The sequence below is a fragment of the Desulfovibrio faecalis genome (genome assembly GCF_053570625.1).
On sequence record NZ_JBRBQR010000001.1, the window covers coordinates 1,964,933 to 1,979,892 of the forward strand.

At 58.8% G+C, this 14,960-nt stretch carries 13 protein-coding genes; 9 read left to right on the forward strand and 4 right to left on the reverse strand.

Annotation, left to right across the window (positions count from 1 at the left end):
* Window positions 1-159: 159 nt before the first annotated feature.
* Window positions 160-1,365, reverse strand: a complete 1,206-nt coding sequence (locus tag ACUZ79_RS08745; RefSeq protein ID WP_192111948.1) for an argininosuccinate synthase — start codon at window positions 1,363-1,365, stop codon at window positions 160-162.
* A gap of 279 nt (window positions 1,366-1,644) precedes the next feature.
* On the opposite strand from ACUZ79_RS08745, the gene carB reads away from it, so the two are divergent.
* From carB to ACUZ79_RS08770, 5 genes are all read left to right on the forward strand, one after another.
* Window positions 1,645-4,887: a carbamoyl-phosphate synthase large subunit gene (gene carB / locus ACUZ79_RS08750; protein WP_240824493.1), complete on the forward strand. Its 3,243-nt coding sequence runs from the start codon at window positions 1,645-1,647 to the stop codon at window positions 4,885-4,887.
* A 3-nt stretch (window positions 4,888-4,890) separates the two neighbouring features.
* Window positions 4,891-6,021, forward strand: coding sequence for a glutamine-hydrolyzing carbamoyl-phosphate synthase small subunit (gene carA, locus ACUZ79_RS08755; RefSeq protein ID WP_449251347.1), 1,131 nt, complete (start codon window positions 4,891-4,893; stop codon window positions 6,019-6,021).
* A gap of 250 nt (window positions 6,022-6,271) precedes the next feature.
* A complete protein-coding gene (locus tag ACUZ79_RS08760; protein ID WP_022659315.1) occupies window positions 6,272-6,706 on the forward strand; it encodes a hypothetical protein in 435 nt (144 codons plus the stop codon).
* A gap of 39 nt (window positions 6,707-6,745) precedes the next feature.
* Entirely contained in the window at window positions 6,746-6,985 is a 240-nt protein-coding gene (locus tag ACUZ79_RS08765) for a glycine zipper domain-containing protein (RefSeq protein WP_240824491.1), read from the forward strand.
* A 103-nt stretch (window positions 6,986-7,088) separates the two neighbouring features.
* Window positions 7,089-7,901 (forward strand): 4Fe-4S binding protein, encoded by an 813-nt coding sequence (locus tag ACUZ79_RS08770; RefSeq protein ID WP_449251348.1) that lies wholly within the window; start codon window positions 7,089-7,091, stop codon window positions 7,899-7,901.
* A 203-nt stretch (window positions 7,902-8,104) separates the two neighbouring features.
* Here the strand turns inward: ACUZ79_RS08770 and ACUZ79_RS08775 are convergent, their stop codons facing one another.
* The 3 genes from ACUZ79_RS08775 to ACUZ79_RS08785 form a co-directional block, all read right to left on the reverse strand.
* On the reverse strand, window positions 8,105-9,154 hold the full coding sequence (locus ACUZ79_RS08775) for an HD-GYP domain-containing protein (protein ID WP_240824489.1): 1,050 nt from the start codon (window positions 9,152-9,154) through the stop codon (window positions 8,105-8,107).
* 3 nt (window positions 9,155-9,157) lie between these two features.
* On the reverse strand, window positions 9,158-10,576 hold the full coding sequence (pyk, locus tag ACUZ79_RS08780; protein WP_240824488.1) for a pyruvate kinase: 1,419 nt from the start codon (window positions 10,574-10,576) through the stop codon (window positions 9,158-9,160).
* A gap of 99 nt (window positions 10,577-10,675) precedes the next feature.
* On the reverse strand, window positions 10,676-10,975 hold the full coding sequence (locus ACUZ79_RS08785; protein WP_449251349.1) for a hypothetical protein: 300 nt from the start codon (window positions 10,973-10,975) through the stop codon (window positions 10,676-10,678).
* On the opposite strand from ACUZ79_RS08785, the gene ACUZ79_RS08790 reads away from it, so the two are divergent.
* The 4 genes from ACUZ79_RS08790 (at window position 10,959) to ACUZ79_RS08805 (ending at window position 14,932) form a co-directional block, all read left to right on the forward strand.
* Complete coding sequence (locus ACUZ79_RS08790; protein WP_240824487.1) at window positions 10,959-11,405, forward strand: division/cell wall cluster transcriptional repressor MraZ; 447 nt, start codon at window positions 10,959-10,961, stop codon at window positions 11,403-11,405. The two genes, ACUZ79_RS08785 and ACUZ79_RS08790, sit on opposite strands and share 17 nt — an antisense overlap.
* Window positions 11,406-11,413: 8 nt before the next feature.
* On the forward strand, window positions 11,414-12,397 hold the full coding sequence (rsmH, locus tag ACUZ79_RS08795) for a 16S rRNA (cytosine(1402)-N(4))-methyltransferase RsmH (RefSeq protein WP_449251350.1): 984 nt from the start codon (window positions 11,414-11,416) through the stop codon (window positions 12,395-12,397).
* Entirely contained in the window at window positions 12,394-12,699 is a 306-nt protein-coding gene (locus tag ACUZ79_RS08800) for a hypothetical protein (protein ID WP_022659322.1), read from the forward strand. The genes rsmH and ACUZ79_RS08800 overlap by 4 nt, the downstream gene beginning before the upstream one ends.
* Window positions 12,700-12,790: 91 nt before the next feature.
* Complete coding sequence (locus ACUZ79_RS08805) at window positions 12,791-14,932, forward strand: penicillin-binding transpeptidase domain-containing protein (protein ID WP_449251351.1); 2,142 nt, start codon at window positions 12,791-12,793, stop codon at window positions 14,930-14,932.
* The last annotated feature ends 28 nt before the right edge of the window (window positions 14,933-14,960 follow it).

Below are 14,960 nucleotides of genomic sequence, written 5' to 3' on the forward strand. Positions count from 1 at the left end.
CCGCTTCCCCCGGAACCTGTCCCGTCAAATCTCTGCAAAATATGCGGCAATGCCGCCAATGGCCGAGCCCGGGATGGCGCAGGCTCCGGAGAAAGCGCCCGATATTCAACACCCCCGCATGCAGCCTTGCGAATACGCTGGCATGCGGGGTGTTTCAGTCTACTTGCCGAGCTTGCTCTGCACTGCGGCGTGCAGGCGCAGGCGCAGGCTGTTGAGGCGGATAAAGCCAGCGGCATCCTTGTGATCGTAGTTGCCGCCTTCAAAGGTGGCCAGATCTTCGGAGAAGAGCGAGTTGGGGGAGGTGCGGGCCAGGGGCCACACGCCGCCCTTGTAGAGTTTGGCGCGCACGGTGCCGGTGACGCATTCCTGCGACTTGTCCATAAAGGCCTGCATGGTTTCGCGTTCGGGCGAATACCAGAAGCCATTGTACACGCACTGCGAGTAGCGCACGGCCAGCATGTCGCGGATGCCGAGCAGTTCGCGGTCCATGCAGATGCCTTCAAGGTCGCGGTGCAGGGCAAACAGCAGGGTGCCTGCGGGGTTTTCGTACACGCCACGGCACTTCATGCCCACAAAGCGGTTTTCGACCATGTCGTCGCGACCAATGCCGTTACGTCCGGCCATTTCGCTGAGGGTCTTGATGATGGCGGCGGGGGAGAGGCGCTGACCGTTGACGGCCACAGGGTTGCCCTGCTCGAAATCCACGCTGATGATCTCGGGGGTGTCGGGCGCTTCTTCCACGGGCACGCAGCGCTGATGGCACGAGGCATCGGGCGCGCTGCCGGGATTTTCCAGCTCGCTGCCTTCAAAGCTCGTGTGCATCATGTTGGCGTCCATGCTGTAGCGCTTGGCTTCGCTGGAGATATGGATGCCGTGCTTTGCGGCAAAGGCCGTGAGGGCCGTGCGCGACATGAGATCCCATTCGCGCCAGGGGGCGATGACCTTGAGGTCGGGCGCAAGAGCGCTGACGGCAAATTCAAAACGCACCTGATCGTTGCCCTTGCCGGTAGCGCCGTGGGCCACGGCGTCCGCGCCTTCCTTGCGGGCGATGTCCACAAGGGCCTTGGCGATGAGCGGGCGGGCGATGGAGGTGCCCAGCAGATAGCGGTTTTCGTAGCGGGCAGCGCCGCGCATCATGGGGAATACAAAGTCCTTGGCCATTTCTTCGCGCAGATCAAGCACGTAGGCCTTGGAAGCGCCGGTCTTGAGCGCTTTTTCTTCCACGCCCGTGAGGTCTTCGGGCTGGCCCAGATCGGCGGTAACTGCAATGACCTCACACTTGTAGGTCTCAATGAGCCATTTAAGGATAACGGAAGTATCAAGCCCGCCCGAATAGGCGAGGACGACTTTTTTTACATTCTGCATGTGGTGCTCCCCTTGTGGATTCAAAGGAAAAATTATTGCGCAAAAAAAACTGCGAGGCAAGGGCTTTGTGCCCACGGCATGCCGGCCGGGCAGGGTAAAACCCTCTGATTCAGGCTTGGCGGGCGCGCGGCGGCATGCCTGCAAGGGTGTGTATTCATTTGGCCGAAGGAAAAACTTGACTTTTATACCAGCTGTGGAATAAAAACAATCGTTTTATGCAAATCGGCGCGCCTGTGCCGCGTCATTACCTCTGATCTCCAAAATCCGCAGGAAAGTTCAATGCCCAAGCGTTCGGATTTACACAAAATTCTTGTCATCGGCGCGGGCCCCATCATCATCGGCCAGGGCTGCGAGTTTGACTACTCCGGTTCCCAGGCCGTGAAGGCCCTCAAGGAAGAAGGGTACGAGGTGGTGCTGGTCAATTCCAATCCGGCTACCATCATGACCGATCCGCATATGGCTGACGCCACCTATGTGGAACCCATCGAGCAGGAGACCCTTGCCGCAATCATCCGAAAAGAACGCCCCGATGCGCTCTTGCCTACGCTTGGCGGTCAGACGGCTTTGAACGCCGCTCTTGGGCTTGCCAAGAGCGGCGTTTTGGCGGAATGCGGCGTTGAGCTCATCGGCGCGCGCGCCGACGTGATTGAAAAGGCAGAAAGCCGCGAGCTTTTCCGCGAAGCCATGGAAAAGATCGGCCTTAAAATGCCCGCCAGCGGCATTGCCCGCACCATTGAAGAAGCCCGCCAGCTCGGCAACGTGCTGCCCTTCCCGCTGATCATCCGCCCGGCCTTTACGCTTGGCGGCACCGGCGGCGGCGTGGCCTACAACATGGAAGACCTGGAAGCCATTGCCGCCAGCGGCCTTTCGGCCAGCCCCACCTCTGAAGTCATGATCGAGCAGAGCGTGCTTGGCTGGAAAGAAATCGAAATGGAAGTGATGCGTGACGCCAAGGACAACTGCGTCATCATCTGCGCCATTGAAAACTTTGATCCCATGGGTGTGCACACGGGCGACTCCATCACCGTGGCCCCGGTGCAGACCCTCTCCGATGCCGAATACCAGAACCTGCGCGATGCCTCCATTGCCATCATGCGCGAAATCGGCGTGGAAACGGGCGGCAGTAACGTGCAGTTCGGCCTCAATCCGGCCAACGGCGAGATTGTGGTTATCGAAATGAACCCCCGCGTGTCGCGTTCGTCCGCGCTGGCCTCCAAGGCCACGGGCTTCCCCATCGCCAAAATCGCCGCCAAGCTGGCCGTGGGCTACACCCTTGACGAGCTGCGCAACGATATCACCCGCGAGACCGTGGCGAGTTTTGAGCCCGCCATCGACTACTGCGTGGTGAAAATCCCGCGCTTCACCTTTGAAAAATTCCCCGGCGCCAAGGACGAGCTCACCACCGCCATGAAGAGCGTGGGCGAGGCCATGAGCATTGGCCGCACCTTCAAGGAAGCCTTGCAGAAGGGCCTGCGCTCCATGGAAATCGGCGCAACGGGCCTGGGCTACAGCTTCCGCTCCGAGCTGCCCGACCGCGAAACCATTCTGGAATCCCTGCACCGCCCCAACTCCAAGCGTATTTTTTCGCTGCGGCAGGCCATTGTGGCTGGCATCAGCGAAGAAGAAATCTTTGCGGTTTCCGCCATTGATCCCTGGTTTATCCGCCAGGTGCGCGACATCGTGGAGATGGAAAAGCGCATCAGCAACTTTGGCCTTGCCAACGACATGACCACGGCCAACGCCGCTCTTGCCGACATGCTGCGCGAAGCCAAGGAATACGGCTTCTCCGACCGCCAGCTGGCGGAAATGTGGAAGATGCCCGAGGCCGACATACGCCGCATGCGCAAGGAAATGCACGTGGAACCCACCTACTATCTGGTGGATACCTGCGCGGCGGAATTTGAGGCCTACACCCCCTATTTCTACTCCACCTACGAACGGGGCGAAGAAATCAAGGTGGAAGACCGCCGCAAGGTGCTCATTCTTGGTGGCGGCCCCAACCGTATCGGTCAGGGCATCGAGTTTGACTACTGCTGCTGCCACGCCTCCTTCGCCCTGCGCGATGCGGGCGTGATGGCCATCATGGCGAACTCCAACCCCGAAACCGTTTCCACAGACTACGACACCTCGGACAGGCTCTATTTTGAGCCGCTGACCTTCGAGGACGTGATGAATATTGTGGAAAAGGAAAAGCCCGAGGGCGTCATTGTGCAGTTCGGCGGCCAGACCCCGCTGAACCTTGCCGTGCCGCTCATGCGCGCTGGCGTGCCCATTCTTGGCACCAGCCCGGACGCCATTGACCGCGCCGAAGACCGCGAACGCTTCCAGGCGCTCATTGAAAAGCTTGAGCTGCTCCAGCCGCCGAACGGTACGGCCATGAGCCTTGAAGACGCGCTTGAAGTTGCCGAGCGCATCACCTACCCAGTGGTTGTGCGGCCAAGCTACGTGCTCGGCGGCCGCGCCATGGCCGTGGTGTACGATGCCGCCGAACTGAAAGATTACTTCCATGTTCAGGTGCCGCAAAAGCCGGAACACCCCATTCTTATCGACAAGTTCCTTGAACATGCGGTGGAAGTGGACGTGGACGCCCTTTCGGACGGCAAGGAAGTGTACGTGGCGGGCATCATGGAACACATCGAGGAAGCCGGCATCCACTCCGGCGACTCGGCCTGCGTGCTGCCCTCGTATTCGCTTTCTTACGACCACGTGGCCCGCATTGCGGTTCAGGCCGAGGCCCTTGCCCGCGAACTCAAGGTCGTGGGCCTGATGAACATCCAGTTTGCCATCAAGGGCGATGATATCTATATACTGGAAGTAAACCCGCGTGCTTCGCGCACCGCACCCTTTGTGTCCAAGGCCACGGGCGTTCCCCTGCCGTACCTGGCAACCCAGGTCATGCTGGGCAAAACGCTTGAGGAACTGGATCCCTGGAGCATGCGCAAGGGCGGATTCACCTGCGTCAAGGAAGCTGTGCTGCCTTTCCAGCGCTTCCCCGGCGTGGACGTGATTCTCGGACCCGAAATGCACTCTACCGGCGAAGTCATGGGCATGGGTTCCAACTTCGGCGAGGCCTTCCTCAAGAGCCAGCTGGGCGCTGGTCAGGTACTGCCGCAGGGGGGCAAGCTTTTCCTGTCGGTCAACGACCGCGACAAACCCTATCTGCCCGAAGTGGCGGATATGTTTGCCAAGCTTGGCTTCCACCTGCTGGCAACGCGCGGCACTGCTGCCGTGCTGCGTGAGCACGGGCTTGAAGTGGAAGAGGTGCTCAAGGTTTACGAAGGGCGGCCCAACATTGTGGATCTGCTCATCAATCATGAGGTGGCTCTGGTCATCAACACGGCTTCGGGCAAGCATACGGCCAGGGACTCCAAGGCCATTCGCCACGCGGCCCTGACATACAAGGTTCCTTACTGCACCACCATCGCCGCAGCGCGCGCCACGGCCACGGCCATCGGTTCGCGGCGGGCAGAGACCCATGTGGAAAGTTTGCAGGAATACTACGCGCGGGAAGCGCGGGGGTAAGTTATGAAAGCATTGCTGGTGCTGGAAGACGGATTCACGTTGGAAGGCAAATCCTTTACCGGAGACTTTGAAACCGGCGGTGAAGTGATTTTCACCACGGGCATGACTGGCTATCAGGAAGTGCTCACCGACCCCTCTTACTATGGGCAGATGGTCTGCATGACCTATCCGCTGGTGGGCAACTACGGCATTTCCGAGGCTGATATGGAATCGGCCCGCGTGCATTGCAGCGCCTTTCTGGTAAAGGAATGCTGCAAGCAGCCCTCCAACTGGCAGTCTGTCATGGCATTGCCCGCCTTTTTGCAGAAGTTCGATACGCCTGGCATGGAAGGGCTGGATACCCGCGCCCTGACGCGCCACCTGCGCATCAACGGGGCCATGCGCGGCATGATTTCCACCAGGGAGCTGAACCCCGCTGCCCTCAAGGAAAAAGTGCTTGCCCAGCCCACCATGAAGGGTCGTAACCTCGTGCCCTTTGTGGCAGCGCAGGAACCCTACGCATGGTTTGAAAACCAGCCGCAAAAGGTCGCTCTCGGCGCAGACGGCGCCTACGTCTGGCGCGGAACGGGCCTGCCCCTGCTTGTGTATGATTATGGCATCAAGTGGAACATTCTGCGCCGCCTGTGCGAGGCTGGGTTTGAGCCTCTGGCGGTGCCGCCGAACTTCAGCGCTGCGCAGGCCAAGGCCAGCGGGGCCAAGGGCGTGTTCCTTTCCAACGGCCCCGGCGACCCGGCCACCCTGACTGCCGAAATCGCTCTGGTGCGCGAACTTGTGGGTTCGTTCCCGGTCACGGGCATCTGCCTAGGGCATCAGCTTATCGGTCACGCCCTTGGCGGCACCACCGACAAGCTCAAGTTCGGCCACCACGGCTGCAATCACCCGGTCAAGGATTTGACCACAGGACGCATCGAAATTTCGTCGCAGAACCACGGTTTCCATGTGGTGCTGGACGGCGTGAACGATGTGGAAGCCACGCATATCAACCTGAACGACAATACGCTTGAAGGGCTGCGTCACAAGACCTTGCCTGTCATGAGCGTGCAGTACCACCCCGAAGCGGCGGCTGGCCCCCGCGATGGACAGTACCTCTTTGGCCGCTTCCGTCAGCTTATAGGCGAGGCCGCAGGAGCGTAGGGCAGATTGCCCTGCCACCAAGGCATATAAGATACAAAGGCGCACCGTGCGCCACAGTGAATGAAAGCCCGGCTGCCTGTGTAAGACAGCCGGGCTTTTCGTACTTGATATCTCGGTGGTGTTTTGGGTAAACTGCAAGACAAGCTAAGGGCCATGCCCCGAAAATTCTTGCCGCTGGTGTATACCCTCCACGCGGCTGGCTGCCGCGCAAGCGGTATTGCAGAGGGTTCTTCAACTCAAGGAGCATATCGTGAAAAAGTCGGTTTTGTGTCTGGCCTTGAGCCTTGCACTTGTTCTGGCATTCGCTCCGGTTCGCGCTGCCGAAAATACGCCCGAGGCCGAAAATTCCAAGGCGAACCCTGTGGATCAGTTTACGGGTGCCGCGTGGCAAAAAACGCCTGAAGCTGAAAAGCTCGCCTTTCTTTTCGGTGTGGAAACAGCGATCACCGTTGAGTATTTTGTAAACGGAAAAATCGCGGAAAAAGCGACCAAGGAAGGCAAGCGCCCGGTGTACACGCTTTCACCCTTTGAAAAGGGCTGGATGAAGGCCTTCAAGGGTGTGAACCGCGCGGAAGTCGCCAAGATGGTGGACGCGTGGTACACGGCAAATCCGCAGCAGCTTGACCGCCCTGTCATGAGCGTGATCTGGCGCGAAATCATTGAACCCCGCCTGAACGCCAAGTAACAGCAAAATCCGCTACGCGGTTTTTTCAGGAGAGAAAATATGAAAAATTTGTTGATAATCACGTTGCTGGCCGCCTTGTTTGTCAGCGGCATTGGTTGCACCAATATGAGCAAGACCCAGCAGGGTGTTGCCAGTGGCGCGGCCCTTGGCGCGCTTGGCGGTGCTGGCGTTGCCGCCATTGCCGGTGGATCCGCTGCCTGGGGCGCTCTGGCTGGCGCGGGCGTGGGCGCTCTGGCTGGCGGCATAGTCGGGCACGAGCAGAGCAAGAAAGCCTGGTAAGGTCTGTTTGCGTAACGGCATTTGCGGCCTGGGCCGTATGAGAATGCACTCTTCAGGCGGGCTGTATCAACGGCCCGCTTTTTCATGAACAAAGGATATTGTCATGACCCCAAGGCTTCATACTGTCTTTTTCAGCCCAACTGGCAGCAGCCGCAGCATGGCGCAAGAGACTGCCCGTGTTCTGGAGCAGGAACTGACGCCGCATATGCCGCTGGCGCGCGGCGTTGACTGTGACTGGACGTTTCCTGAAGGGCGGGCGGCAGCCCACACGCTTGGGGCGGAGGATGTGCTGGTTTTTGCCTTTCCGGTCTATGCCGGGCGTATTCCCCCATTGCTGATGGAGCCGCTGGCAAGGTTGGCAGGGCATGGCGCGCGAGCGGTTCCGCTTGCTGTGTATGGCAACAGGCACTATGACGACGCCCTGCTTGAAGCGGTTGATCTTTTTGTAGCCAACGGGTTTTCCGTTCCTGCGGCAGGGGCCTTTGTGGCAGAGCACAGCATGACGGCAAAGGTAGGGACTGGCAGGCCCGATGCAGAAGATATGGCCGCTATAGCGGAATTTGCCCGCAATGCAGCCAGCGTCATCTCCAGCGGAAAAAGCGCAACTGTGGCTGTGCCCGGCAACCGCCCTTACAAGGCGCTGCCCCCAGCGGCGGATATTCGGCCTCAGACCCTTGATTCATGTACGCAGTGCGGCTTGTGCGCCAGAGTGTGCCCTGTGCGCGTGATTGATGCCGACAATGCCGCGCAGGTGGCGCAGGGCTGTTTGCGCTGTTGCGCCTGCGTAAAAATCTGCCCGGAACAGGCAAAGTATTTTGACAATCCGCAGGTGGACAAAATCGTTGACATGCTTGAAAGCAAGTGCCGTGAACGGCGTGAGCCAGAAGTGTTTTTTGCCGCAGCGGGCAAAATGTAAGCAGGCCTGCCCGAGCCGGGCAGGGTGATTGCCCGACTCGCTGCGCGGGTCGTGGAAGCTCACATAAAAAGCCAGTTCAGAACCATGCGTTCTGAACTGGCTTTTTATGTATCTGCTGGCAGCAGGACAAACTCCCTTGGGGCGTTGGATCTGCGACCAAATGAATTTTTCTTGTTCTCTTGCTGGCCTGCGCCTGGAGTTATCTATTCCGGCTGCGGTGTATCCACCACTGCGTCCATATCGACCATTTGCCCGATGGTGCCTGCGGCAAAACCGCCGAACAGCGCGTTGGCCATTTCCTGATCATAGCGCGGGTCGTTGGCAAGCTCCTTGGCAGACTGCACAATATCCTTGCCCTTTCTAAAAGGCCGATCGCAAATCATGGCGGCAAAAGAGTCGGCTACCGCTGCAAGGCGTCCGACCTTGGTGGTCTGGTTGCCCTTGGTGTGCTGGGGATAGCCCGAACCGTCAAGCCGCTCGTGGTGCTCAAAGCAGGCGCGCAGCAGTTCGTCAAAAGACACTTCCATCTTTTGCATCAACCGAACGCCCACAATGGGATGGGGAATGATTTTTTCCCTTTCTTCCTGCTTCAGAGGGCCAGCCTTGCTGAGCAGGAAAGGGGGAACCTTGCACATGCCCACATCGTGCAGCAGCATGGCAACTGCAATGCGATCCATATCTTTGCGGCGGAATTCACCCGTGCCCTGCAACCATATCCACAGGCCCACAATCATGCTGTTGATGGAATGCCGTGCAAGATTGTTTTTGCGAAACAGACGGCGCATGAATGTGTTGATGTGGTGTTTGTCGCTCCACAAGTACTCAGTAACAACCATAACATCGCGGTACAGCGGTTCAAAGAGCGTTTTGACAGGCTGCTCAAAAAAGTCGCTGCAACGCATAAGCAGGGCGCGGATGCAGATATCTGCGATTTCCGCTTCCTTGAGGTTGTTGTCCTGCAACACAAGGTCAAGCTGCTTGACGATGTGGCGTGAATAAATGTGGTGGTCGGAGCGGGAAACAAAAAGGTCGCCCTCCGCGCACAACTGCGCAACTTCGTCCACCTGATCGCTGGTCAGGCGGCTCCCCTTGACGCAGTATGGAGCCAGCACCGCGATGTCTTCACGAAACCTGAACAGATCTACCGGAGGCCGGAACTTGGGAAAGCTCGACAGGATTTCGCCGCTGATCTGATAATATTCCTCGTTGATGTTCATGGGAACATCAAGAACTTTCCTTTGCTCTGCGGCCATGAGCTACTTCCAGTAAATTTTGACAAGGTTTGTGCCACGGGGCGTGGCGGAAGACCCCTTGACCTGACCAGCGGTAATAACCGCGCAGTCGTCAGGTTCAAAATCCGGGCTGTTGTGAATAAAGCTCTCGGCCCGGATAAGGTGGCTTGGTTCTTCCTGCGGATTTTCCACAAAAACCGGCCTCACGCCCCAGACGAAGTTGAGCGCCTTGATGGAAACCGGGTCAGGCGTGAGCGCATAGATGCTTTGCGGGGGGCGGCGGGCAGAGACCTGCCGGGCCGAACTGCCCGAAAGACTGTGCGACACAATGGCCTTGGCCGAAGCCTTGTCTGCCAGCAGGCAGGCGGAGTAGGCCAGGAATTCCGGTATGCCCTTGTCGCTGTCCGGCTCTTCAAGCTTGCGGTTGAGCAGCAGCAGGCGTTCAGCTTCGTCCGTGATGCGGCGCATGTAGCGCACCGTTTCAACGGGGAAGTTGCCCATGGCGGTTTCTTCCGAAAGCATCACGCAGTCCGCGCCGTCAAGCACGGCATTGGCCACGTCTGTGGTCTCCGCGCGCGTGGGGGCAGGGCTGTTGACCATGGAGAGCAGCATCTGCGTGGCAACAATCACCGGCTTGGAGGCCTTGTTGCATGCGCTGATGATGCGTTTTTGCAGCGCGGGCAGAAGGGGCAGGGGGCATTCCACGCCAAGGTCGCCGCGAGCCACCATGACGACGTCAGTCTCGTGCAGAATTTCTGCAAGGTTGTCCACGGCGCTCTGCCGTTCAAGCTTGACGACCACTGGCAGGTTTTTGCCGGCAGCGGCGATAAGCTCCTTGGCTTCACGCACGTCGTCCGCAGTCTGCACATAGGAGATTGCCACTGCGTCCACGCCAAGTTTGAGGCCGTCCGCAAGGTCTTTTTTGTCCTTTTCCGTCAGGGCGCGAACCTTGGTGGCCTTGCCGGGCAGGGCCAGCCCCTTGCGCGAGGTGACGATGCCGGAGTTGTCCGCCTTGAGCATCACGAGGCCGTCCGCGCGGCACTCAGTAACCACAAACTGAAGTCCGCCGTCAGCCAGCACCATGCGGTCGCCGGGCTCGAGGCTTTCAAGGATCACATCGTGGTCAAAGGGCAGATAGGGGAAATCGTCCACATGGCGGTCGCTGGGGCCGAGCAGCAGCTCCATGCCCTTGGTGACGGTTATGCTGGTTTCGGGCAGCACTCCAAGACGGATTTTGGGGCCGGAAAGATCCTGCATGATGGTGATGGGCCGCCCGATGGCCGCTTCCACCTCTCGGATGCTCTGGATGATGGCAACAAAGTCCGCCGCGCCGCCGTGCGAAAAATTAAGGCGAAATACACTGACACCGGCCTCTGCCAGTTCGTGCAGTTTTTCTTTGCTGTTGGAGGCGGGACCGATAGTAGCGACAATTTTCGTTCTCATATCTGTTCCTTTTGGCTGAAACCGGTGGCGCAAGGGCGCAAAAGTACAAAATTTACAGTTCCGGCTTGGTCCAAATAGTCTTGGTTTTCCCGCATATTGTCAAGGCATTCGGCGCAAACGCGTTGAAACTGCGCCCATGTTGTCCGCCTGGTGGCTTTTTGCTTCTGCGGAAATGATGGGCGTTATTTTTTTGCCCTGCATCCCTGAAGGGTTGGCAGTGGTAACTTGCCATTTTTTACCACCGCAAAAATGGGCGGAAACTGGCTGGCTGATCGCCAGATAATTCGCAGATAAAGCCAATTTTGCGACATTGCTTGACACGGTGTGGGGCTTGGGGCATAAGTGGGAAAAAGTGGTAACAAGTAGTAAGAAGTGGGAAAAAGTGAAAAAACTGTTCACAAAAAGCCTTTCCCGCAGCCTAGACCCCAAGGGGCGACTCATGCTGCCGCCGGAATACCGCGAAGGACTCTACGCGGACGGCGGCTCTGGGACGTTTTGGCTTACCGCTTTTTACGGACGCCTGGTGGCATATCTGCCCGCCGACTGGGACATGGTTACAGAACAGCTTGGCAGTATTCCCATGCCCTCACCCAGGCTTTCGCACTTCAAAACAAAGGTTATGGGCCTTGCCCAGGAACTTGAACCCGATGCCCAAGGGCGGGTGCGTATTCCGCAGGTGCTGATGCGCGAGGCTGGTTTGCACAAGGATGCAATGCTTGTGGGCATGCTGAACAAATTTGAAATCTGGGATCAGGAACGCTTCAATGCCCTCCAGCTTGAGGATGTGTCCGACGAGCTTTCCGGGCTTGGCATAACTCTCAGTCTATAGGCCGCACCATGACGGAAATTTTGGATAACATCGCAGAACCCGTGCGGCACGTGCCGGTGCTTCCGGCGGAAACGCTGGAGGCTCTTTCGCCCCGCGCCGGGGGCCGTTATCTGGACGGCACCCTGGGGATGGGCGGCCATGCCTCGGCAGTGCTCGGCGCCGCCAGCGACATCGAACTGTGCGGCCTCGACCGGGACGAAGACGCCATGGCTCTTGCGCGTCAGCGGTTGGCCCCCTTTGGCGACCGCGCTCACATTTTTCATTGCAATTACAGCAATTTTCCCGATGCGCTGGCAGAACTGGGCTGGAACAAGGTGGACGGCGCGCTGCTGGATATCGGCGTGTCTTCGCTCCAGCTTGATGAGGCCGAACGCGGTTTCAGCTTTCACGGCGATGGCCCGCTTGATATGCGTATGGATCAGAATTCCGGCCAGCCATCGGCCTGGCACTGGGTCAACCGCGAGAGCTTTGCAAGGCTTAAGGAATGTATCGCCATGCTGGGCGAAGAACCACAGGCCGGGCGCATTGCCCGCGTAATTGTGGAATCGCGTCAGAAGGCCAGCATAGACACCACCGCAGAACTGGCGGCCCTGGTGGAAAAGGCCTATCCCGCCGCTTGGCGGGCCAAGGCCAGGCGGCATCCGGCCACGCGCACCTTTCAGGCCTTGCGCATGGCCGTCAACGATGAGCTGGGCGAACTACGGCGTTTTCTTGATAACATCCTGGCATATCTGCCCATTGGCGGCAGGCTTGCCATCATAACGTTTCATTCGCTTGAAGACCGCATGGTCAAGCAGGCCATGCGACATTGGGCAGAAGGCTGCCGCTGCCCGCGCCATGTGCCGGTATGCGTGTGCCATCATCAGCCAGAAGTGCGCATTCTGTTTAAAAAGCCCGTGACCGCCACGCCCGAAGAGCTGGCCGTCAACCCTCGCTCCAGCAGCGCCAAGTTGCGCGCTGTGGAAAAAATAGCCGAGGCCACCGGATCATGAAGCGCAATACAACCATGAACCAGCAACACGGGGGCAGGGGATGGCTTCTGGCGCTGGTTCTGGGGCTTCTGAGCTGTATGGTCATGGGCCTTGTGCTGGTGTGGAGCAACATTGAGCGCATGGACACAACCTATTTCATCAATATTCAGCAAAATACCGTTCGCGAACGGCGCGCCCTGAGGGCCAAGCTTGAAGTTGAGCGCGAACGGCTGCTTTCTCCCTATGAACTGCGGCGCAAGGCAGATGAGTTCGGTATGCGCGAACCCAAGCCCGGCCAAATTCGACGTATGGAACTACAGTAAAAACTCCGGAACGCTCCAATGCCTGACCAGTCAATGCTCAGGCCCGGAAAAAGCCCGGCGTCATCACGGCGACGCCCAGTTTGGAAACGCCATGTTCAAACTCAGCTCTCGCAAACGCAATGTGTCCAGCGCTGGCCCTGCCCGTGCCACCAAGCCGCAGACCACCCGCAACCTTGTCTCTTCGGGCAAGGGCACGAGTTCTCCGGCCTGGATGGGTAATGTGGACTGGGGCCGCGCCCGCATCAAGATAGTTGTATGCATCTTCTGCTTGCTGTGGGTCGGGCTGTGGGGGCGCGCATGGTACCTTCAGATGATGGAGGGACCGCGCCTTGCAGAGCGCGCCCGTCGGCAGCATACGGCAACGGAGCTGGTCACCGGGCGTCGAGGCATGATCTTTGACCGCAACGGTCAGGTGCTGGCCCGCAGTGTGGAAGCAAAGTCCATTTACGCCCGCCCGCAGGACATCACCGATTTTCAGGCCATGGCCAACACCCTCGGCCCCATTCTGGGCATGGAGCCGCAGAAGCTTTATGACGACCTGGCGCAGACCAAACGCCGCTTTGTCTGGCTGAAGCGCAAGGTGGACGACTATACCGCCGAGGCCGTGCGCAAGGCCAACATTACCGGCATAGGCCTGAGTAAGGAATATGACCGGGTTTATCCCTTCAAGCACATGGCCGGGCAGCTTCTTGGCTTTGTGGGCCTTGACGACAAGGGCCTTGAGGGTATCGAGCGCTCGCTCGATTCACGCCTTGGCTGCATTCCCACGCGCCAGATTGTGCAGCGGGATGCCATGGGCCGCCGTTTTTATCTGCACGAGGAAGGGCAGAGCGAGCCGGTGGGGCAGGATCTGACCCTCACCATCGATATGCAGATCCAGTTTTTTGTTGAAGAAGCCGTGGCGCGTACCGTGCGGGAATATGATGCCCGCTGGGGCGGGGCGCTGGTGGTGGATGTGGCCTCGGGCGAAATCATGGCCTGGGCGCAGTATCCTTTCTTCAATCCCAACAACTACAAGGATTTTTCGCCGCTCGTTTACCGCAACAGGCTGGCTGCCGATGCTCTGGAACCGGGTTCCACATTCAAGCCTTTTGTGATGGCCGCCGCCATTCAGGAACGCAAGGTCACGCCCAATACCCTTATCGACTGCGAAGGCGGCAAGTGGGTGACCAAGAACTTCACCATCCGCGACACCTCGCGGCAGGGAATATTGCCCGCTGCAAAGGTGCTGCGCTATTCGTCCAACATCGGCATGGCAAAAATCGGCCTGTCTATGGGCGCTCCTACCTTCTACAAGTATATGCATGCGTTGGGTTTTGGACAGCGCACCGGCGTACCTGTATCTGAAAGCCGGGGCATCCTGCGCGCACCGCGCGACTGGAGCGAAGTGGACATCATGTCCACATCGTTTGGTCAGAGTATTTCGGTGACAGGCCTCCAGATGGCGCAGGGCTACCTGACCCTGCTCAACAACGGCGTGTACAAGCCCCTGCGCCTCACGCGCGAAGACGGCGCAGTGGATGAGGTGCGTCCCCGCATTTATTCTGAAACCGCCGTGCGCGAAGTCATGCACATGATGCGTGATGTTGTTGAAGAACCGGATGGTACAGGCAAACGCGCCCGTGTGGACGGCATTGACGTGGGCGGCAAGACCGGTACGGCCCAGAAGGCCGACCACAGGTCGGGCACCTACGGCAGCAAGCGTCTTGCTTCGTTCGTGGGCTTTTTCCCGGCAGACAAGCCCAAGTATTTTGTAATGGTCATGGTCGATGAACCTTCGCGCAACCAGTACGGCGGCGTGGTGGCAGCGCCCGTGTTCAAGGAAGTTGCCTCCCGCATGGTGTCGTATACGGGCATGTTTAACGAAACCAAGGTGGCGGAAGCGGATACAAAGGCAGCAACTGGCGAAGGCCCGGTCAACAAGACCCGTCAGCGTGGTCTCAAGCTTGCCGCGCTGGAGGTGCCCTATGCCACCGACACCAGAAAGCTGGCCCCGCCGCAGCAGGCCGAAGGCATGCGTTTGCCGGGGCATCTGGCCAAGGCCAGCAGCCGGGTGCCGGACGTGATGGGAAAATCTGTGCGCAATGCGGTTGAACTTTTTGCCCGCGCGGGCGTTGTGCCTGAACTCAAAGGATCGGGCAGCAGGGTGGTCAAGCAGACCCCTGCCCCTGGTGTTGCCTGGCCTGAAGAAGGCAAGGACATCGAATATATTCTCTGGCTTTCCGAACGGTAAGAACGGCAGGTTGCTTCCGGCTGGCGCA

Bases quoted from the DNA above. Each gene is read 5' to 3' on its own strand.
- ACUZ79_RS08800 (WP_022659322.1), top strand. From the start codon at position 12,394: ATGAAGCGCAATACAACCATGAACCAGCAACACGGGGGCAGGGGATGG.
- ACUZ79_RS08775 (WP_240824489.1), bottom strand. From the start codon at position 9,154: ATGGCCGCAGAGCAAAGGAAAGTTCTTGATGTTCCCATGAACATCAAC.
- ACUZ79_RS08765 (WP_240824491.1), top strand. From the start codon at position 6,746: ATGAAAAATTTGTTGATAATCACGTTGCTGGCCGCCTTGTTTGTCAGC.
- ACUZ79_RS08745 (WP_192111948.1), bottom strand. From the start codon at position 1,365: ATGCAGAATGTAAAAAAAGTCGTCCTCGCCTATTCGGGCGGGCTTGAT.
- carA (WP_449251347.1), top strand. From the start codon at position 4,891: ATGAAAGCATTGCTGGTGCTGGAAGACGGATTCACGTTGGAAGGCAAA.
- rsmH (WP_449251350.1), top strand. From the start codon at position 11,414: ATGACGGAAATTTTGGATAACATCGCAGAACCCGTGCGGCACGTGCCG.
- pyk (WP_240824488.1), bottom strand. From the start codon at position 10,576: ATGAGAACGAAAATTGTCGCTACTATCGGTCCCGCCTCCAACAGCAAA.
- carB (WP_240824493.1), top strand. From the start codon at position 1,645: ATGCCCAAGCGTTCGGATTTACACAAAATTCTTGTCATCGGCGCGGGC.
- ACUZ79_RS08805 (WP_449251351.1), top strand. From the start codon at position 12,791: ATGTTCAAACTCAGCTCTCGCAAACGCAATGTGTCCAGCGCTGGCCCT.
- ACUZ79_RS08770 (WP_449251348.1), top strand. From the start codon at position 7,089: ATGACCCCAAGGCTTCATACTGTCTTTTTCAGCCCAACTGGCAGCAGC.